Source organism: Pseudomonas sp. SMV7, from assembly GCF_052041995.1.
In the GTDB taxonomy this organism is placed as follows: Bacteria; Pseudomonadota; Gammaproteobacteria; order Pseudomonadales; family Pseudomonadaceae; genus Aquipseudomonas.
The window spans coordinates 53,534-74,079 of sequence record NZ_JBKGGT010000022.1; the positions used below are offsets into that span (position 1 = coordinate 53,534).

Genomic DNA, 20,546 nt, shown 5'->3' on the forward strand with positions numbered 1-20,546 from the left:
GAAGAGGCAGAAGATCAGGCCGGTTTCATCATCAATACCCCAAGCGGCGGCAGGTTGAGCGCCAGCGACAGCGGTTGCCCATGGCTCGGCAGCGCTTCGCTTGCCACCGCCCCCAGGTTGCCGACATTCGACCCGGCATACAGCTCGGCATCGCTGTTCAGCAGCTCTTGCCAGCGTTCGCCGAACGGCACGCCGATGCGATAGCCCTCGCGCGGCACCGGGGTGAAGTTGGCCACCACCAGCACCGGCTCGCCACTGCTGCTCCAGCGCAGCCAGGCATACACGCTGTTCTGCGCATCGTCACCGATCAGCCACTGGAAGCCCTGCGGCTGACAATCCTGCTCATGCAGCGCAGGTATGTCCCGGTACAGCCGGTTGAGGTCACTGACCAGGCGCCGTACGCCCTGGTGCTCGGGGTATTGCAACAGGTACCAGTCCAGCTCGCTGTCGTGGTCCCACTCGCGCCATTGGCCGAACTCGCAGCCCATGAACAGCAGCTTCTTGCCCGGGTGCGCCCACATGAAGGTGAGGTAGGCACGCAGGTTGGCGAACTTCTGCCAGCGGTCGCCAGGCATCTTGTCGATCAGCGAGTGCTTGCCGTGGACCACTTCGTCGTGGGAGATGGGCAGGATGAAGTGCTCGGAATAGGCATAGATCAGCCCGAAGCTCATCTCGTTGTGGTGGTAGGTGCGGTGCACCGGGTCGTTCTGGATGTAATGCAGCGTGTCGTGCATCCAGCCCATGTTCCACTTGTAGGCAAAGCCCAGGCCACCCTGCTGGGTTGGCTGGCTGACACCAGGCCAGGCAGTGGACTCCTCGGCGATGATCAACGCCCCCGGCGCCTCATGGGCTGCCACGCCGTTGAGGTGGCGGATGAAATCGATCGCCTCCAGGTTCTCGCGTCCGCCATGGCGGTTGGGGACCCACTCGCCGGCCTTGCGCGAATAGTCGCGGTACAGCATCGAGGCCACCGCATCGACCCGCAGGCCGTCGATGTGGAAGTGCTTCAGCCAGTGCAGTGCCGAGGCCATCATGAACCCGCGCACTTCATTGCGGCCGAGGTTGTAGATCAGCGTGTTCCAGTCCTGGTGGTAGCCTTCCAGCGGGTTGTCGTACTCGTACAGCGCGGTGCCATCGAAACGTGCCAGGCCGTGTTCGTCGGTGGGGAAATGCGCCGGCACCCAGTCGAGCAAGACGCCAATGCCGCCCTGGTGGCAGGCATCGACGAAGGCGGCGAAGTCCTCGGCGGTGCCGTAGCGCGAGGTGGGCGCGAACAGCGACAGCGGCTGGTAGCCCCAGGACCCACCGAACGGGTGCTCCATGATCGGCAGCAACTCGATGTGGGTGAAGCCCAGTTCCTGCACGTAGGGCACCAGGCGTTCGGCCAGTTCACGCCAGTTGTAGAAGCGCCCGACATCGCCCGCCTCGTCCAGTTCGCAGCGCCACGACCCCGGGTGCAGTTCATAGATCGACAGCGGCGCACTGTAGGCATGACGCTGTGCACGTTGCGCCATCCAGTCATGATCCTGCCAGGCGTGACCGAGCGGCCCCGCCACCTTGGACGCGGTACTCGGCGGCAGCTCGGTGGCACGCGCCAGCGGGTCGGCCTTCAGCGGCAGGATGCCATCCTTGCCCAGTACCTCGTACTTGTAGGTCTCGCCCACACCCAGGCGCGGCACGAACAGCTCCCACACCCCGGCGCTGTGGCGCAGGCGCATCGGGTGGCGACGGCCGTCCCAGTTGTTGAAGTCGCCCACCACCGAGACCCGCCGCGCATTCGGCGCCCACACCGAGAAGCACACCCCGTCGACGCCATCGACCTGCGTCGGCTGGGCGCCGAAACGCCCGGACAGGTCGCGGTGGTTACCCTCGGCGAACAGGTACAGGTCCATGTCGCCCAGTTGCGGGCCGAAGCTGTAGGGGTCTTCGGTGACCTGCTCGCCGCCGGCCCAGGCGATCTGCAACAGGTACGGGTGCGCCTGGTCGAGGTGCGCGGTGAACAAGCCTGGCAGGCTGCCCTGCTCCATTTCGGCCAGGATGCGCCCGTCATGGCGGGCCAGGACGCTCACTTTCAGGGCATTCGGCAGGAAGGCGCGGATCACTTGCCCGCCCGCGCCGTCGCCATGGGGGCCGAGTACTGCAAATGGATCGGCGTGCTCGGCGCGGGCCAGGGCATCGAGGTCCCGTTGCCGAAGGCCGCCGTTTTCACGCGTTGTTACGTTCATGCTGACTCTCCCCAGGTACTGATCAGTCTATGCAGGCCATGCAAAGGCACGGCCAGCCAACTTGGACGGTTTTCGGCTTCGTATGTGATTTCGTAGGCGGCTTTTTCCAGGCAGAACAGTTCCAGGGCGGCACGTTCGCCCTCGGCCTGCTGCCAGGCATGCGGCATGGCCGCCGTGGCCAGGCCATAGGCTTCGACAAAGGCATGCCGCGACTGGTGCAGGTACTGCCTGGCAACCCGCTGCCGGGCCTGCCGCGCCGGCTCGGAAAGGTCCACGGCAGAGGCGCTGCGCAGGATCATGGCAGCAGCATAGTCGAACGATCGCAGCACGCCGCTGACGTCCTTGTACGGGCTGTGTTTCGCCCGTCGTTCCTCTAGCGGCCGGGCCGGCTCGCCTTCGAAATCGATCAGGTAGGCATCGCCCTGCACCACCAGCACCTGACCCAGGTGCAGGTCGCCGTGCACGCGCATCAGCAGGCCGCCCTGGGCCTGGCGGGTCAGTTCGGCAATGTGCTGGGCCAGGCCGTCGCGCTGTTGCTGCAGGTCGTCGACCAACGCCTGGCTGTCGCTGTCGAGGTGCTCACGGTGCTGCACCAGCAGGTCGAGGGCGTGGGTCAGTTCGGCACTGATCTGCGCACTCCAGCGCTCGCTGTCGGCAGCATCGCTCGGCCGCGGCTGGAACGCCTCGTCGTCGCTCGGCGCGGCCAGCAGCAGGTGCATCTCGCCCAGGCGCTGGCCGAGCAAGGCGGCAAAGCCGGTCAGTTCGGCCAGCGCGTCGGTGTGCACCTCGGTGTCGAGGCTGGCAGGCTCCATCTGGTCGCGGATGGCCCGTTCCAGGGTATTCTGGGTCCAGGCCCAGGCGTCGCCCTGGTTGCTCAGGTAGCCCTGGGCGATCATCAGCAGGTGGGGCGCACCCTGCTCGTCCACGCGGCTGACCCAGGCCAGCAACGGCGAGATGTTGGCAAAGCCGGCAGCGGTCAGGTAGGCACTCATTTCCAGCTCCGGGTGCACGCCCGGGTTGACCCGGCGGATCAGCTTGAGCACCACCTTGTCACCGATCACCACCGAGCTGTTGGATTGCTCGGCGCTGAGGTAGCGCACGCTGCTGTCCTCGTTGAGCTCAAGGCCGGCCAGCTGGTCGGTGCTGGCGAACTGCAGTTCGCCCTCGCCGCGGCCGCAAGGCAGACGCAGGCCGTCGTGACAGGCACGCAGCACGGCGCGGATGAACGGTTCGAGGACAAAGGCGTCGGTGATCAGGCCCACCTGGTGGGCCCGGCGCACCCGCGACAAGGCCAGCTGCTGCGGCAAGGCGGTGCTGATCTGCTCTTCCGGCAGCAGGCCGAACGGCAGCTGGTAGCGCGTGGCCACCGCGCCACTGAGCACTTCGATCTCGCTGAGCAGCACCGGCGTGGTGGCGGTGCCGAAGCGCACGCCGTAGCACAGGCGCACCTGGTCGATCGGGCCTTCCTTGCCGGCGAACCAGCGGCGCTTGGGCAGATAGTGCGGCAGGATGGCGCCTTGCAAGGTGTCGCTGGAAGGTGCTTCGAGCAGTTCTTCCATGCGCTTGCGCAATACCAACGTAGTCAATTCGGGTAACCCCTCGGTGGGCTGGATGTGCCAGCTGGGCATGCGATCGTGTTCGGCCAGCAGGAACCAGTAGAAGGCGTAGGGTGGCAAGGTCAGCAGGAACGGCAGTTGCCCGATCGGCGGGAAGGCGCTGCCACCGAGCATCTCCACCGGTACCTTGCCGGCGTACTGTGACAATTCCAGTTCGGCCGCCTGCGCGGCACGCGAGACGTTGGCCACGCACAGGATGACCTCGGTATTGCCGTCGGCATCGGTGTATTCGCGGATATAGGCGAGGATGCGCCGGTTGTTCGGCGTCAGCGTGCGCAGGCTGCCACGACCGAAGGCCTTCTGCTGCTTGCGCACCGCCAGCATGCGCCGGGTCCAGTTGAGCAGCGAGTGCGGGTCGTTGGCCTGGGCTTCGACGTTGACTGTCTGGTAGCCGTACAGCGGGTCCATGATCGGCGGCAGCACCAGGCGCTGTGGGTCGGCGCGGGAGAAACCGCCATTGCGGTCCGGCGACCATTGCATGGGGGTGCGCACGCCATCCCGGTCGCCGAGGTAGATGTTGTCGCCCATGCCCAGCTCGTCGCCGTAGTACAGCGTTGGCGTGCCGGGCATCGACAGCAGCAGGCTGGTCAGCAGTTCGATACGCCGGCGGTCACGCTGCAACAGCGGCGCCAGGCGTCGGCGGATGCCCAGGTTGATGCGCGCGCGGCGGTCTTCGGCGTAATAGTTCCACAGGTAGTCGCGCTCGCGGTCGGTGACCATTTCCAGGGTCAGCTCATCGTGGTTGCGCAGGAAGATCGCCCACTGGCAATTGGCCGGGATCTCCGGGGTCTGGCGCAGGATATCGGTGATCGGGAAGCGGTCTTCCATGGCCAGCGCCATGTACATGCGCGGCATCAGCGGGAAGTGGAAGGCCATGTGGCACTCGTCGCCCTCGCCTTCACCGAAGTACGGGCGGGTGTCTTCCGGCCACTGGTTGGCTTCGGCCAGCAGCATGCGGTCAGGGTAGTTGGCGTCGATCTCGGCGCGGATCGCCTTGAGTACCGTGTGGGTTTCCGCGAGGTTCTCGTTGTTGGTGCCGTCGCGCTCGATCAGGTAGGGGATGGCGTCCAGGCGCAAGCCGTCGACACCCAGGTCGAGCCAGAAGCGCATGACGCCGATCACCGCCTTGAGCACCTGCGGGTTGTCGAAGTTGAGGTCTGGCTGGTGCGAATAGAAGCGGTGCCAGAAGTACTGGCCGGCGACCGGGTCCCAGGTCCAGTTGGATTTCTCGGTGTCGAGGAAGATGATGCGCGTGCCGTCGTATTTCTGGTCGTCGTCCGACCACACGTAGAAGTCCCGCGCCTTGCTGCCGCGCTTGGCGTGGCGGGCGCGCTGGAACCAGGGGTGCTGGTCGCTGGTGTGGTTGATGACCAGCTCGGTGATCACCCGCAGGCCGCGCTTGTGCGCCTCGGCGATGAAGCGGCGGGCGTCGGCAAGGTTGCCGTAGTCAGCATGCACGGCCTTGTATTCGGCGATGTCGTAACCGTCGTCACGCCGTGGCGAGGGGTAGAACGGCAGCAGCCACAAGGTGTTGACGCCCAGCTCGGCGATGTAGTCGAGCTTGCTGATCAGGCCGGCGAAGTCGCCGATGCCGTCGTTGTTCGAATCGAAGAACGACTTGACGTGCAACTGGTAGATGACGGCGTCCTTGTACCACAGCGGGTCGTCGATGAAGGCTGCCGGGCGGGAACGCTTGGCCATGTGCGACTCCTTTCAGTTACAGGTTGCTCTGGCCCCATGCACAAGCAACTTACTTTACACAGTCCCCGTGAGAGCGGGCGGGCTGGCGAATCAGGCGCCGCAGTGCATGGCACCGGCTTTGCCGGTGTTCGCGGGCGCGCCCGCTCCCACAGGGTTACCGCAGCTTTTCGATACGCCAGATCCCGAATGGCAGGTGCCAGGGTTCGATGCGCATGAACTGGGTCTTGCCATACCAGGACCAGCGGTGGCCGTTCATCAGGTCCTCGCCATGGGTCTCGGCGTTGTCATCCAGCCCCAGCTCCCACAAGGGCAGCTCGAAGTGCGCCTCCTGGGCATTGTGCGGATCGAGGCTGATGGCGATCAGGATGTAGTTGTCGCGCGCGCGCGTGCGCTTGGCGAAGTACAGGATGTTGTCGTTCCAGCAGTTGAAGAACGCCACGCCCAGGTGGGTCTGCAGTGCCGGGTTCTGCCGGCGAATGCGGTTGAGCTGGGCGATCTCGGCGATGATGTTGCCCGGCTGGGTGTAATCGCGCGGGCGGATCTCGTACTTCTCCGAGTCGAGGTACTCCTCCTTGCCCGGCAAAGCCGCCGCCTCGCACAGTTCGAAGCCCGAGTACATGCCCCACAAGCCCGAGCCCATGGTCGCCAGGGCGGCGCGGATGAGGAAGCCGGCGCGCCCGGAATGCTGCAGGAAGAACGGGTTGATGTCCGGCGTGTTGACGAAGAAGTTGGGCCGGTAGCACTGGCTCCAGGGCGGCTGGTTGAGCTGTTCGAAGTACTCGCGCAGCTCTTGCTTGGTATTGCGCCAGGTGAAATAGGTGTAGCTCTGCGCGTACCCGACCTTGCCCAGGCGCGCCATCATCGCCGGCTTGGTGAACGCCTCGGCGAGGAAGATCACGTCCGGGTAGTGGCTGCGCACATTGGCGATCAGCCATTGCCAGAACGGCAGTGGCTTGGTGTGCGGGTTATCGACGCGGAAGGTCTTCACGCCCTCCTCGACCCAGCCGATGATCACGTCGCGCAGGGCCAGCCACAGGCCTGGCACCGCATCGGGGGCATAGAAGTCGACGTTGACGATGTCCTGGTATTTCTTCGGCGGGTTTTCGGCGTAGCGGATGGTGCCATCCGGGCGCCAGCTGAACCAGCCAGGGTGTTCCTGCAGCCACGGGTGGTCCTGGGAGCACTGGATGGCGAAGTCCAGGGCGATTTCCAGGCCGTGCTGGGCGGCTGCCGAGACCAGCCGGCGAAAATCCTCCCGGCTGCCCAGCTGCGGGTGAATGGCGTCATGGCCGCCCTCCGGACTGCCGATGGCGTACGGGCTGCCGGGGTCGCCGGGCTGGGCCTGCAGGGAATTGTTGCGGCCCTTGCGGTGCTTGCTGCCGATCGGGTGGATGGGCGGGAAATACAGCACATCGAAGCCCATGTCACGGATCATCGGCAAACGCTCGTGCACATCGTTGAAGGTGCCGTGGCGCTCGGGGCTGTCGGTGCAGGAGCGCGGGAACAGCTCGTACCAGCTGGCGAACTGCGCGGCCGGGCGGTCCACATCCAACGGGTACTCGATGCTGCGGGTCAGGTAGCTGCGGTGTTCGGCCTCGGCCATCAGCCGGCTGGCCTCGGCGCCGAGGAACACGGCCACCTGGTCGTCTTCATCAAGGGTGGGCAGCCGCTCGGCAAGTGCCTGCAGTTGGTCGCGCAAGGCACCGCCGCTCAGCTCGATGCCCTTGCCCAGCAGCAGGCGCCCTTCTTCGAGTTCGAGGCTGATGTCGACGCCGGCCTGGTACTTTTTTTCCAGGTCGTGGCAGTAGGTGGCGAAGGGGTCGATCCAGGCCTCGATACTGAACAGGTGCGGGCCGATTTCGGTGGGGATGAACTCCGCCAGCCACAGGTCGTTGCCCGCCGAGGTCATCGGCACGCAATGAATGCGCCGGCTGCCGGCCTGGCGCCAGTTCAGCGTCACTGCCATGCGGTCGTGGCCGTCGCTGAATACCTTGCTGCTGACCGCAACCGGCTGGTTGCTGATGGCCTTGGCTGCGAATGCGCCGCCTTCGAGCACCGGCTGGGTGTCCTCGATGACAATGCGCGGCGCCAGCAGGGCCTGGGACAGGCTGATGACCTGGTCCGGATGGTCATTGGCCATGGGCACGCTTTCGAAGGGCTCTTTCAGAGACATCAGGCCTTGCTCCCTTGGGCTGGTGGCGGTAAGGGTTCAGAGCCATGCGCAGGCGCGGGGGTTCAAAAAAATTGAGCGAACGGCAGCTGCCAGGGTCGAAGCCTGCAGCACCTCTTCAATTACCCACGCGAGGTCAGGCCATGAACATTCCCATTCCACCGGAAACACCCGACCCCAACATCGACGACCCGAGCCTGCCGCCGCCCGTGCCGGAAGAAGACCCGGACGAGCTGCCGATCAAGCCGACCGTGCCGCCGACGGTAGGTGACCCGCCGAGCCAGGAGCCACCGGTGAAGGGTTAAGGGTAGACCAGGATTTTGTGCTGACAGGGCCGGCCTCTTCGCGGGCACGCCCGCTCCCACAGGTATTTCACAGCGCCCCAGGGCAGTGAAGTACCTGTGGGAGCGAGCGTGCCCGCGAAAGGGCCGGAACAGCCAACGCATCAACCAGCAGTAACCGCCGAGATCTCCGCCACACTGATCTCGCGCATGCGGAACTTCTGCACCTTGCCGGTCACCGTCATCGGGAACTCGTCGACGAAACGGATATGCCGCGGCACCTTGAAATGCGCGATGCGCGCCTTGCACCATGCCTGCAACTCCTCGACCGTGGCGCTGTGCCCCGGATGCAGCTTGATCCAGGCGACGATCTCTTCGCCATAGCGGCTGCACGGTATGCCGATCACCTGCGCATCGGCCACCGCCGGGTGGGTGTAGAAGAACTCTTCCAGCTCGCGTGGGTAGATGTTCTCGCCACCGCGAATGATCATGTCCTTGTTGCGCCCGACGATGCGCACATAGCCCTGCTCGTCCATCACCGCCAGGTCGCCCGAATGCATCCAGCCAGCCGGGTCGATGGCCTCCGCCGTGGCTTGCGGGTTGTCCCAGTAGCCGAGCATCACGCTGTAGCCACGGGTGCACAGCTCGCCGATCTGCCCGCGCGGGACGATGCAGCCGTCGGCGTCTACAACCTTGTTCTCCAGTTGCGGCTGGGTACGGCCAACGCTGGTCACGCGCAGTTCCAGATCGTCGTCCGGGCCGGTTTGCAGCGACACCGGGCTGGTCTCGGTCATGCCATAGGCAATCTGCACTTCGGCCATGTGCAGCTGGTCGATGACCCGGCGCATCACCTCGATCGGGCAGGTGGCGCCGGCCATGATGCCGCTGCGCAAGGTGGACAGGTCCACCTGGGCCCGCAACGGGTGGTCGAGCATGGCGATGAACATGGTCGGCACGCCATAGAGGATGCTGGCACGCTCCTCGGCCACGGCGCGCAGGGTGAGCTCGGCGTCGAAGGCGTCGTTGGGGTAGACCATGGTGCTGCCGTGGGTGATGCAGCCGAGGTTGGCCATGACCATGCCGAAGCAGTGGTACAGCGGCACCGGGATCACCATGCGGTCGTGTTCGCTCAGGCCCAGGCTCGCGCCGACCATGAAACCGTTGTTGAGGATGTTGTAGTGGCTGAGCGTGGCACCCTTGGGTGCGCCGGTGGTGCCGGAGGTGTACTGGATGTTCACCGGCTGGTCGAACTGCAGGCTTTGCTGACGTGCAACGCAAGCTTCGCGAGAGGTCTGCCCTGCCCGCTCTGCCAGCGCATGCCAGGGCAGGAAGCCTGACGGCGGGTTGCCCGCGAGGCTGATCACACCGCGCAAATCCGGCAGCCGTGCACTGGCCAGTTGACCCGGAATGGCGCACGCCAACTCGGGCACCAGCTGCTGGACCATGGCGTGGTAGTCGGACGTCTTGAAGGCATCGGCACACACCAGCCAGCGGCAGCCGGACTGGCGCAGTACATATTCAAGCTCGCCCACGCGGTAGGCCGGGTTGATGTTGACCAGGATGGCGCCGACCTTGGCACTGGCCAGTTGCAGGATGCACCACTGGGCACAGTTGGGTGACCAGATGCCGACGCGGTCGCCGGTGTTCACCCCCAGCGCCATCAGCGCGCGGGCATGCACTTCGACCTGTTCGGCCAGCTGCCGCCAGCTGTAGCGCAGGCCCTGGTGGCGGGAGACCAGGGCTTCGCCATCGGCACAGCGGGCCACGGTGGCATCGAACGCCTGGCCGATGGTCAGGGTCAGCAGCGGTTGGTCCTGGCGACCGCGGGTATAGCTTGGTTGACTCATGGGTGTCCCTTCTTGTGGTTGTTCTGGGCACGGCTGAAACAAGCGGGGAATACTCTGGCGCAGATTTACGTTTACGTAAAGGTGACGAGGCAATTGACAGTCACTCGGCACAGGTTTACGTTAACGTAAAGGTGATGAACGACACCGGCCCCAGGCTTGACGCCGAGCCCTGTGGGAGCGGGCGTGCCCGCGAATGCGATCACTCAGGCAATGACGGTGGTCCTGCTGACGCATTCGCGGGCACGCCCGCTCCCACAGGGTTCGACGCCAGATCCTTGAGCTACGGTGTTACCCATATTTCAAGAACAACAAGGTGCCCCCGCATGCATTACCCCACCCTGAACTTCGCCCTGGGCGAAACCATCGACATGCTCCGCGACCAGGTCCGCACCTTCGTCGCCGCCGAACTGGCGCCCCGCGCCGCGCAAATCGACCACGACAACCTGTTCCCCGCCGACATGTGGCGCAAGTTCGGTGACATGGGCCTGCTGGGCATCACCGTGCCGGAAGAATACGGCGGTGCCGGCCTGGGCTACCTGGCCCACGTGGTGTCGATGGAAGAAATCAGCCGTGGTTCGGCCTCGGTGGCGCTGTCCTACGGCGCCCACTCCAACCTCTGCGTCAACCAGATCAACCGCAATGGCAGCCACGAACAGAAGCTCAAGTACCTGCCCAAGCTGATCAGCGGCGAGCACATCGGCGCCCTGGCCATGAGCGAGCCCAACGCGGGTTCCGACGTGGTGTCGATGAAGCTGCGTGCGGAAAAGCGCGGCGACCACTACGTGCTCAACGGCAGCAAGACCTGGATCACCAACGGCCCCGACGCCAACACCTATGTGATCTACGCCAAGACCGACCTGGACAAGGGCGCGCACGGCATCACCGCATTCATCGTCGAGCGTGACTGGAAAGGCTTCAGCCGCAGCAACAAGTTCGACAAGCTGGGCATGCGCGGTTCCAACACCTGCGAGCTGTTCTTCGACGGCGTCGAAGTGCCGGAAGAAAACATCCTCGGCCAGCTCAACGGCGGCGTGCGCGTGCTGATGAGCGGCCTGGACTACGAGCGCGTGGTGCTGTCGGGCGGGCCGACCGGCATCATGCAAAGCTGCATGGACCTGGTGGTGCCATACATCCATGACCGCAAGCAGTTCGGCCAGAGCATCGGCGAGTTCCAGCTGATCCAGGGCAAGATTGCCGACATGTATACCCAGCTCAACGCCAGCCGCGCCTACCTGTACGCCGTGGCCCAGGCCTGCGACCGTGGCGAGACCACCCGCAAGGACGCTGCCGGGGTCATCCTGTACACCGCCGAGCGCGCCACGCAGATGGCCCTGGAGGCAATCCAGATTCTTGGCGGCAACGGCTACATCAATGAATTCCCGGCAGGCCGCCTGCTGCGCGACGCCAAGCTGTACGAGATCGGTGCCGGCACCAGCGAAATCCGCCGGATGCTGATCGGCCGCGAACTGTTCAACGAAACCCGCTGAGCACAAGGGACGGGCGCACATGGCTACCTTGCACACCCAGATCAACCCGCGTTCGGCGGAGTTCGCCGGCAACAGCGCGGCCATGCTCGAACAGGTCCAGGCCCTGCGTGGCCTGCTCGCCCAGGTGGCCCAGGGCGGCGGGCCCAAAGCCCAGGAACGCCACACCTCACGCGGCAAGCTGCTGCCGCGCGAACGCATCGACCGCCTGCTGGACCCCGGCTCGCCGTTCCTCGAGATCGGCCAGCTGGCCGCCCATGAGGTGTATGGCGAAGACGTACCGGCTGCCGGCGTGATCGCCGGCATCGGCCGCGTCGAGGGCGTGGAATGCATGATCGTGGCCAACGACGCCACGGTCAAAGGCGGTTCCTACTACCCACTGACGGTGAAGAAACACCTGCGCGCGCAGACCATCGCCCTGCAGAACCGCCTGCCCTGCATCTACCTGGTGGACTCCGGCGGCGCCAACCTGCCACGCCAGGACGAAGTGTTCCCCGACCGTGAGCATTTCGGGCGGATCTTCTTCAACCAGGCCAACATGAGTGCCCTTGGCATCCCGCAGATCGCCGTGGTCATGGGCTCGTGCACGGCCGGCGGTGCCTACGTGCCAGCCATGGCCGACGAAGCGATCATGGTGCGCCAGCAGGCCACCATCTTCCTTGCCGGCCCGCCCCTGGTGAAGGCCGCCACCGGTGAAGTGGTGAGCGCCGAAGACCTCGGCGGCGCCGATGTGCACTGCCGCACCAGCGGCGTGGCCGACCACTATGCCGACAACGACGAGCATGCCCTGGCCCTGGCCCGGCGCAGCGTGGCCAACCTCAACTGGCGCAAGCTGGGCCAGTTGCAGCGCCAGGCAGCGGTGGCACCGCTGTATGCCGCCGAGGAGCTGTATGGCGTGGTGCCGGCCGACGCCAAGCAGCCGTTCGACGTGCGTGAGGTGATCGCGCGACTGGTCGACGGCTCGCTGTTCGATGAATTCAAGGCGCTGTTCGGCACCACCCTGGTGTGCGGCTTCGCCCACCTGCACGGCTACCCGGTGGCGATCCTGGCCAACAACGGCATCCTCTTCGCCGAGGCCGCGCAGAAAGGCGCGCACTTCATCGAACTGGCCTGCCAGCGTGGCATTCCGCTGCTGTTCCTGCAGAACATCACCGGGTTCATGGTCGGCAAGAAGTACGAGGAAGGCGGCATCGCCAAGCACGGCGCCAAGCTGGTCACTGCGGTGGCCTGCGCCCAGGTGCCGAAGTTCACGGTGATCATTGGCGGCAGCTTCGGTGCCGGCAACTACGGCATGTGCGGCCGCGCCTACGACCCGCGCTTCCTGTGGATGTGGCCCAACGCGCGGATTGGCGTGATGGGCGCCGAGCAGGCCGCCGGCGTGCTGGCCCAGGTCAAGCGCGAACAGAGCGAGCGCAGTGGCCAGCCATTCAGTGCCGAAGACGAAGCCCGGCTCAAGCAACCGATTCTCGACCAGTACGAGCACCAGGGCCACCCCTATTACTCCAGCGCCCGCCTGTGGGATGACGGCGTCATCGACCCGGCCCAGACCCGCGACGTGCTCGGCCTGGCCTTGTCGGCCGCGCTGAACGCACCGATCGAAGCGAGCCGCTTCGGCATTTTCCGGATGTGACCCATGAGCGATTTCAGCACCCTCGAAGTGATCCGCGACCCGCGCGGTTTCGCCACCCTGTGGCTGAGCCGCGAGGACAAGAACAACGCCTTCAACGCCTTGATGATCCGCGAGCTGATCGTCGCCCTCGACCAGCTGGCCGAGGACGCCAGCCTGCGCTTTGTGCTGCTGCGCGGCCGTGGCCGGCACTTCAGCGCCGGCGCCGACCTGGCCTGGATGCAGCAGTCGGCGCAACTGGACTTCAACACCAACCTGGACGACGCCCGCGAGCTGGGCGAGCTGATGTACGCCCTGCACCGCCTGAAGACGCCGACCCTGGCGGTGGTCCAGGGCGCAGCCTTTGGCGGCGCACTGGGCCTGATCAGTTGCTGCGACATGGCCATCGGGGCCGAGGACGCCCAGCTGTGCCTGTCGGAAGTGCGCATCGGTCTGGCCCCGGCGGTGATCACCCCGTTCGTGGTCAAGGCCATCGGTGAGCGCGCCGCGCGCCGCTACGCCCTCACCGCCGAACGCTTCAGTGGCGTGCGAGCCCGCGAACTGGGCCTGCTGGCCGAGGTGTACCCGGCCAGCGAGCTGGACGCCCAGGTCGAAGCCTGGGTCGCCAACCTGCTGCAGAACAGCCCGCAAGCGCTACGCGCCACCAAGGACCTGCTGCGCGAGGTGGATGCCGGCGAACTCAGCCCGGCCCTGCGCCGCTACTGCGAAAACACCATTGCCCGCATCCGCGTCAGCGCCGAAGGCCAGGAGGGCCTGCGCGCCTTCCTGGAAAAGCGCCGCCCCGCCTGGCAAACCGACGACAAGAAGGAGTCGCGCCCATGAGCCGCCCCGCTTTGACCACCCTGCTGGTCGCCAACCGTGGCGAAATCGCCTGCCGGGTGATGCGCACCGCCAAGGCCATGGGCCTGACCACCGTCGCCGTGCACAGCGCCACCGACCGTGACGCCCGGCACAGCCGCGAAGCCGATATTCGCGTCGACCTCGGCGGCAGCAAGGCGGCCGACAGCTACCTGGTGGTTGACAAGATTCTCGCCGCGGCCAAGGCCAGCGGCGCCCAGGCCATTCACCCCGGCTATGGCTTCCTGTCGGAGAACGCGGGCTTTGCCCGTGCCATCGAACAGGCCGGGCTGATCTTCCTCGGCCCACCGGCCAGCGCCATCGATGCGATGGGCAGCAAGTCGGCGGCCAAGGCGCTGATGGAAGCCGCTGGCGTGCCGCTGGTGCCGGGTTACCACGGCGAGGCCCAGGACCTCGACACCTTCCGCGCCGCCGCCGAACGCATCGGTTACCCGGTGCTGCTCAAGGCCAGTGCCGGTGGTGGTGGCAAGGGCATGAAAGTGGTCGAGGAGGAAAGCCAGCTGGCCGACGCCCTGGCCTCGGCCCAGCGCGAGGCGCAATCGTCGTTCGGCGACGCGCGCATGCTGGTGGAAAAGTACGTGCTCAAGCCGCGCCACGTGGAAATCCAGGTGTTCGCCGACCAGCACGGCAACTGCCTGTACCTCAATGAGCGGGACTGCTCGATCCAGCGCCGTCACCAGAAAGTGGTTGAAGAAGCCCCTGCGCCTGGCCTGTCGCCTGAATTGCGCCGGGCCATGGGCGAGGCGGCGGTCCGCGCGGCCCAGGCCATCGGCTATGTCGGCGCAGGCACCGTCGAGTTCCTGCTTGACGCCCGTGGCGAGTTCTTCTTCATGGAGATGAACACCCGCCTGCAGGTGGAGCACCCGGTTACCGAGGCCATCACCGGCCTCGACCTGGTGGCCTGGCAGATCCGCGTGGCCTGCGGCGAGCCCCTGCCGATTACCCAGGAACAGGTGCCGCTGATCGGCCATGCCATCGAAGTGCGCCTGTATGCCGAGGACCCGGCCAACGAATTCCTGCCCGCCACCGGCACGCTGGCGCTGTACCGTGAGTCGGCGCCTGGTGAAGGCCGGCGGGTGGACAGCGGCGTCAGCGAGGGCGATGCGGTATCGCCATTCTACGACCCTATGCTGGGCAAGCTGATTGCCTGGGGCGAGGACCGCGAACAGGCACGCCTGCGCTTGCTGGCCATGCTCGATGAATTTGCCATTGGCGGGCTGAAGACCAACATTGCCTTCCTGCGGCGCATTCTCGCCCACCCGGCGTTTGCCGCGGCCGAGCTGGACACTGGTTTCATTCCGCGCCACCAGGACGTTCTGCTGCCCGCGCCGCAGGCGCTGCCGGCCGCTTTCTGGGAGGCCGCAGCCGAGGCCTGGCTGCAAGGCCAGCCCGGGCTGCAGCGCGATGACGACCGCGGCTCGCCGTGGGCCGAGCGCACTGGCCTGCGCCTGGGGCTGCCGGCACGCAGCAGCCTGCATCTGGCCAGCAATGGGCAGGACCAGGCGGTGGCCCTGGAACGCAGCGCCGCGTCCACCTGGCAACTGGTGAGCGAGCACCTGGTGCATGACCACGCAGGTATGCGTCGCCAGCATCTGGCGATCCGCCGTGGCGCCACGTTGTACCTGCACTGGGACGGCGAGATGCATGCAGTGGCAGCCTTCGACCCGATCGCCGAGGCCGAGGCCAGCCACAGCCATCAGGGTGGTTTGGGTGCGCCGATGAATGGCAGCATCGTGCGGGTGCTGGTCGAGCCAGGGCAGCTGGTGGAAGCGGGGACGGCGCTGGTGGTGCTGGAGGCGATGAAGATGGAGCACAGCATTCGTGCGCCGCATGGCGGCACGGTGCAGGCGTTGTTCTGCCAGGAAGGCGATATGGTCAGCGAAGGGACGGTGCTGGTCGAACTGGCGGAGTGACCGGAGCTGTTTGGCTTGAGTTTTGTGGGGCCTGTGAGATCGAGCGCCGCCCGCGCGGCGCATCGCGGATAAATCCGCTCCTACATTTGTTGCAACGTGCCGAACCTGTTACGCCATGGTTGCCAGCCTGGCGCATGCCTGGAGGAGCGGATTTCATCCGCGATGCGCCGCGCGGGCGGCGCTCGATCTCCAACGCGCCACAACAACCACGCCTGGCACCCGCCAGCCCCACCCGAATCTCAGACCCTAAAAAACCCCATGCACCCGCACGACCACACCCAGAAACTCGCACCCCGCTTCACAGAGAACAGTCGGATAGCGCGTATTCAGCGGCTTGAGCATCTTGTCTCCGCCCTCCTCGATCAACTGCCGCAACACCGCCGGCCGCCCCGGCTGCCGGGCAATGACCAGCCTACCTGGCTCTGCCGGCAGGCCGGTATCCACCAGCACTCGCATACCCTCGGGCACGCTCTTGCCACTGGCGGCATTCATCGAATCGTTCTCTACCACCAGCCAGAACGCATTACCCGCAGGCATGTAGTCGCTCTGCTCGTGGCTTTTGCCTGTTTCTGGCAAGGGTCCCTGCAAGTCCGCCCAACTCAGGACTGGGAAGCGAAAGCTTGCATAGAGCAGCGCTTTGCCTGAGTCCGCTTGGTCGGCCGCATAGCGACCAGGTGATTCGCGCACCATATCGCGCTCCACCACCATGACCTGCGCTTCGAGAAACACCAGCCCAAGTTTTTCAAGCTTTTCGTTGATGGTTTCCAACGTCGGCTGCCGCGTGCCACGCAGCCAATGGCCTACGCCGCCCTGAGTCATGCCCAGGCGTTCGGCCAGCTTGAGCTGGCTGAGATTGTGTTCGCGCTTGTAGCGCTTGAGAAATGCGTTCCAGTTTTCCATGAGCGGCAACAATACGGACTGTATTATCCGCAGCAATACACAATCTGAATTATTTATTTGGGCATGAATAGTACAGTTTGACCTATGCTGTGATTCCTGTGTGTTTGAAGGGAAATCAGAAGGTATCGCGATGAAACCACCGAAAAACGACGAAACAGATCTCGACAGCGAAGCCGCTCGCCGCGCCCTCGACTACTACCTCAACCCCAACCCGCAGCGCCCCACCCTCGACAACAGGATCTGGACGTTGCACGAGGGCGTCACCAGCGAACAGGCCCGGGAGCATGCCATCGCCCTGCTGCGCTGCGCCGCCGCCACCGCCCAGGAAACCGCCACCCACCAGCACGGCAGCCAGCGCGAATTGACCTTCGCCCTGATGCACATGATGGACATGGCCCGCGCGCTGCTGGAGCACAAACGCGCTATGGAACCAGGCATCTAGGCAACAAAGAAGGGAGAGACGTGATTGGCCGGGTAACGGCAAAGGCCCCGATTGCCGGACCAGGAAGCGCACCGGTAAAACTTTTTTACCGGATAAGCGAAAAATTCATTTGACTGGCAAATGATAACGATTATTATTGCACTCAACTGATCGCGAGATCAGCTGGATAACCTGGAGCTTAGGTCGCTATCAGATTATCTCCTCATCAGGCTAATCACGGTTTTGGACCCGGCTTTTTTGCCGGGTCTTTTTTTTTGGCTCTTCAGGCTAATGAAGATCGTGATGGCGCGCATCGTAGCAAAAGTGTTTCAGGGCGTGAACGTTCATTGCAGAACATTGCGAAAACAGCACTTGAGAATCAATATCGTTTGTCTTACGCTGACGTTGCGTCACGGAAGATGCCCCCTCTCCCATCCAGCAAGGAGCTGACCATGAGCCGCCTGCTAGTACCGCTCGAGCACCGAACCCCGGCTGCGGGGCACGATACCGAAGCGTCTCTACTGCACGCCTTGAGGCATCTGCCACGGCGCGTACAGCAAGTGTTCCTGCTCAGCCGCCTGGACCAGCTGGGCTTCGCCGCCATCGCCGCCCGCCTCGACCTGCCCCTGGCGAGCATCGAGCGGCATATGGGCCAGGCCCTGCAGGCCGGCCACTCACGCCGCGATGCGCTGGCGAGCGTCGCCGGTCAATGGTACGTACGTTTGCAGAGCCCCGAGGTGACTGCCTGCGAGCGCATTGACTTCCGTCGCTGGCTGGACGCAGACCCGACGCACCTGCAAGCGTTTCATGACACTGAACTGCACTGGCGCAGCCTGCTGGTACCGGCACGGCAACTGGGGCATGACGGCTGGTACCGGCAAGGACGAGCCGCTCTGTCGCTGGGCGGTTGCTCGGTCGCGTTAGGTCTGGGCGTAGCGGCGCTGGTAGTGCTCGGTTTTTGCGCCTGATCCACGCCTCAACCACGCCGTCAGCGTTTACACCGGGATTGGCCTGTTGGCGCTCAGGTTCGCGTGCTGGTCAGCGTTTCCGACAAGCCGGCCAGTAACAGCCACCCGCACAAGCTGACGGCCACGAACAGAAGCCCCAGGCTCATCGGCAGCGCGCTTTCGACACTGGCAACAAGACTGCCAGCCAAACCACCGCCGGCGAACAGTAGCGTGGTATTGAGCGACGCTGCCGCACCGGCCTGCTGCGGGTAACGCGCCAAGGCTTGGGTCGTAGCCGCAGGCCGCACCAGCGTTGTCCCGGTGCTGCACACGATCATCGATAGTAGAAGCCCCGTCACCGTCAACCCTGCCACCCACTCCCAGACCAGCAGCGTGACGCCACCGAAAGCGATCAGCAGGAACCCGGTCTTGATCTGCGCCAGCGGGCTTATGCGGTTGTTCGCATAGGTCGCGGCTGCACCGCCGGCGATATATGCCAGCCCATAGGCGATAAACACCATCGAGAATTGATACGGGGTCAGCCCGAGGTCATCCATGAATGCCAGTGGCGCGACCACGATAAAGGAAAAATGGCAGGCAAAAGCGAGGCTGGACAACAGGGAGTGCGCAAGATAGGTCGTGTCACGCAGCATGATCCGATAGCTGCCCATGCCTGAAACCCGCCCGCGCGATGCAGGCGTGTCCTGCAGCAACGCAAACGACAAGCACGCAACGATCAGGGCAATGAAGGCAAATACGCTAAAGCTGCCCTTCCAACCAAAGGCCTGTTGCAGAAACGCCCCCGCGACCGGTGACAACGAGATGAACAGCCCACTCGCACTGGTCAGCAGGATACGCATGGCATTGCGCTGCTTGCCGCTATACAGGTCCTGGACCAGCGCCTGGCCCAGGACGAAACTCCCGCATCCCAAGGCCTGCAGCAAACGGAACGCCATGAACGTCTCGTAGCGGCCCGAGAATGCACAACCCACTGCCCCGATGATGGATAGGCCCAGCCCAGCGAGCAACAGCCGCTTGCGTCCCATGGCATCGGACAGTGGCCCGATCACCAGTTGCGCCAGGGCCACACCCAAAGCAAAGAAACTCACCGAGTAGGCTATTTGCTGCGACCCGACATGAAATTCATCTGCAAGCGCAGGGAATGACGGGAGGATCACATCGAGGGGGAACACGCCCAGTAGGCACAGCAGGATCAACAGGGCCGAGTACAGAAAATTGCTGACCGGTTCGAAGGGCCGAGGCACGCTGTTAACCTCGCCGCTTCTCGTTGCAAAAGAGCATCACCTGAGTCTCCGGAACTCCGCCAAGTTGTTGCCCGATGATAGCGATGGCCGAAAGATGCACAAGGCGAAGCGGTCAGCGATACTTCCGATAAAAATGTAGGATTTTGCTCCCATCCGAAGCAATACAAGACGCCTCGCCGCTGCCCCTGGCCAGGCCCTTCGCGAGTAACGCTGAGCCTTCGACAACAGCAAACGACCCGCCCCGCTCAGTAATTGAAATCATGGCCAAGCTGGCCCTGCATCCATTCGAGAAATTGCCGCACCCTGTGGGTTTCGGCATGGCCCCGGGGAAACACCAGATGGTGAGCGCTGACCGGGGTCGCCAAGTCCTGCGCGAATACCGGTACCAGCTCGCCCCGGGCTATATAGTCCTGCGCCAGCAAGGAGCTCTCCAACGCCAGCCCGTAACCGTGGCTGGCGGCTTCAAGGCTCATGTACGAGCGATCGAAACTCAGCGCATAGGGCGATTGCGGCAAGGCCAAGCCTTGCTGGGCGAACCATTGCGGCCACTGCACCAATGCGGCCTCCGACAGGATCAGGTTCTGCCCCAGCAAGTCGCTGGGCTGCTTGACCCGTGTGCGTTCGAGCAGCTGCGGCGAAGCCAGCACGGTGGCGCGTTCATGGCGGATGGTGCGCACTTCCAGGCTGGGCCAGTTGGGATAGCCATGGCGGATATCCAGGTCGATCTGATGACGGCCAAAGTGCAATGACTCGTACGAGCAGGACAGGTTGATCTGGATTTGCGGGTGACTGGTGCGGAAGTGGTCCAGGCGCGGCAGCAACCAGAGCAGCCCGAAGCTTGGTGCGGAATGCAGCCGCAGGCAATCGAAGCCCACGGCGTTACCGGCGCGCTCGGTGGCCATGGCCAGGCTCTGCAGGATGCCCGATACCTCGCGCAGGTACTGCTCACCCGCCGGGGTCAGCGCCACACCGCGCGCCTCGCGAATGAACAATGGTCGACCAATCAAGGCCTCCAGGTTGGCGATCTGATGGCTGACCGCAGAGGGCGTGAGGTTCAACTGCTCGGCGGCGCGCGCAACGTTAGCGAAGCGGGCGACTTGCTCGAAGGCCTGAATTGCTTTCAGCGAAGGGATCTGCGGAGACTTTCTGAGAAGGTCCAGGCTCATGGGCATTCCTGCATGGTTCGCGGCGGTACCTAGGGTTTTACCCGTCCTTCAAACCCAGGCACAAGCCGAGGGCTGAATATTTTTCAGCATCGGGTGAAACCGCCAGCGTTGCTCGGCCCGCCCAG

Annotated in this window: 14 protein-coding genes; 7 read left to right on the forward strand and 7 right to left on the reverse strand. The window is 64.6% G+C overall.

Annotation, left to right across the window (positions count from 1 at the left end):
- Window positions 1-14: 14 nt before the first annotated feature.
- The 3 genes from glgB to ACLEJP_RS22115 form a co-directional block, all read right to left on the reverse strand.
- Entirely contained in the window at window positions 15-2,225 is a 2,211-nt protein-coding gene (gene glgB, locus ACLEJP_RS22105; protein WP_440809891.1) for a 1,4-alpha-glucan branching protein GlgB, read from the reverse strand.
- Window positions 2,222-5,542, reverse strand: coding sequence for a maltose alpha-D-glucosyltransferase (gene treS, locus ACLEJP_RS22110; RefSeq protein ID WP_440809894.1), 3,321 nt, complete (start codon window positions 5,540-5,542; stop codon window positions 2,222-2,224). The genes glgB and treS overlap by 4 nt, the downstream gene beginning before the upstream one ends.
- A 154-nt stretch (window positions 5,543-5,696) precedes the next feature.
- Window positions 5,697-7,715: an alpha-1,4-glucan--maltose-1-phosphate maltosyltransferase gene (locus tag ACLEJP_RS22115; protein ID WP_440809897.1), complete on the reverse strand. Its 2,019-nt coding sequence runs from the start codon at window positions 7,713-7,715 to the stop codon at window positions 5,697-5,699.
- A gap of 140 nt (window positions 7,716-7,855) precedes the next feature.
- Between ACLEJP_RS22115 and ACLEJP_RS22120 the strand changes: the two genes are divergently transcribed.
- A complete protein-coding gene (locus ACLEJP_RS22120) occupies window positions 7,856-8,017 on the forward strand; it encodes a hypothetical protein (RefSeq protein WP_170030651.1) in 162 nt (53 codons plus the stop codon).
- Between the two features lie 140 nt (window positions 8,018-8,157).
- Here the strand turns inward: ACLEJP_RS22120 and ACLEJP_RS22125 are convergent, their stop codons facing one another.
- Window positions 8,158-9,840 carry an AMP-binding protein gene (locus ACLEJP_RS22125; RefSeq protein ID WP_440809901.1) on the reverse strand — a complete coding sequence of 561 codons (1,683 nt, stop codon included), beginning with the start codon at window positions 9,838-9,840 and terminating at the stop codon, window positions 8,158-8,160.
- 323 nt (window positions 9,841-10,163) lie between these two features.
- Between ACLEJP_RS22125 and ACLEJP_RS22130 the strand changes: the two genes are divergently transcribed.
- From ACLEJP_RS22130 to ACLEJP_RS22145, 4 genes are read left to right on the forward strand one after another with little or no spacing between them, the layout of a single operon-like run.
- Window positions 10,164-11,327 (forward strand): isovaleryl-CoA dehydrogenase, encoded by a 1,164-nt coding sequence (locus ACLEJP_RS22130; protein ID WP_025339821.1) that lies wholly within the window; start codon window positions 10,164-10,166, stop codon window positions 11,325-11,327.
- 19 nt (window positions 11,328-11,346) lie between these two features.
- The gene (locus ACLEJP_RS22135; protein ID WP_440809904.1) at window positions 11,347-12,954 is read left to right on the forward strand and encodes a carboxyl transferase domain-containing protein; all 1,608 of its coding nucleotides are present in this window, start codon (window positions 11,347-11,349) and stop codon (window positions 12,952-12,954) included.
- A 3-nt stretch (window positions 12,955-12,957) separates the two neighbouring features.
- Complete coding sequence (locus ACLEJP_RS22140) at window positions 12,958-13,773, forward strand: gamma-carboxygeranoyl-CoA hydratase (RefSeq protein WP_440809906.1); 816 nt, start codon at window positions 12,958-12,960, stop codon at window positions 13,771-13,773.
- Window positions 13,770-15,722, forward strand: a complete 1,953-nt coding sequence (locus ACLEJP_RS22145) for an acetyl/propionyl/methylcrotonyl-CoA carboxylase subunit alpha (RefSeq protein WP_440809909.1) — start codon at window positions 13,770-13,772, stop codon at window positions 15,720-15,722. Before ACLEJP_RS22140 ends, ACLEJP_RS22145 begins: the two co-directional genes overlap by 4 nt.
- Window positions 15,723-15,968: 246 nt before the next feature.
- Here the strand turns inward: ACLEJP_RS22145 and ACLEJP_RS22150 are convergent, their stop codons facing one another.
- Window positions 15,969-16,622 carry a LexA family protein gene (locus ACLEJP_RS22150; protein WP_440809911.1) on the reverse strand — a complete coding sequence of 218 codons (654 nt, stop codon included), beginning with the start codon at window positions 16,620-16,622 and terminating at the stop codon, window positions 15,969-15,971.
- Between the two features lie 130 nt (window positions 16,623-16,752).
- Here ACLEJP_RS22150 and ACLEJP_RS22155 point away from each other — a divergent pair, with 130 nt between their 5' ends.
- Together ACLEJP_RS22155 and ACLEJP_RS22160 are read left to right on the forward strand one after the other, a co-directional pair.
- Window positions 16,753-17,064, forward strand: a complete 312-nt coding sequence (locus ACLEJP_RS22155; RefSeq protein ID WP_406819303.1) for a DUF6124 family protein — start codon at window positions 16,753-16,755, stop codon at window positions 17,062-17,064.
- 431 nt (window positions 17,065-17,495) lie between these two features.
- On the forward strand, window positions 17,496-18,011 hold the full coding sequence (locus tag ACLEJP_RS22160) for a DUF4880 domain-containing protein (RefSeq protein WP_440809914.1): 516 nt from the start codon (window positions 17,496-17,498) through the stop codon (window positions 18,009-18,011).
- Window positions 18,012-18,064: 53 nt separating this feature from the next.
- Here the strand turns inward: ACLEJP_RS22160 and ACLEJP_RS22165 are convergent, their stop codons facing one another.
- Together ACLEJP_RS22165 and ACLEJP_RS22170 are read right to left on the reverse strand one after the other, a co-directional pair.
- Window positions 18,065-19,255 (reverse strand): MFS transporter, encoded by a 1,191-nt coding sequence (locus tag ACLEJP_RS22165; protein WP_440809916.1) that lies wholly within the window; start codon window positions 19,253-19,255, stop codon window positions 18,065-18,067.
- A gap of 245 nt (window positions 19,256-19,500) precedes the next feature.
- Entirely contained in the window at window positions 19,501-20,421 is a 921-nt protein-coding gene (locus tag ACLEJP_RS22170) for a LysR substrate-binding domain-containing protein (protein ID WP_440809917.1), read from the reverse strand.
- Window positions 20,422-20,546: the final 125 nt, after the last annotated feature.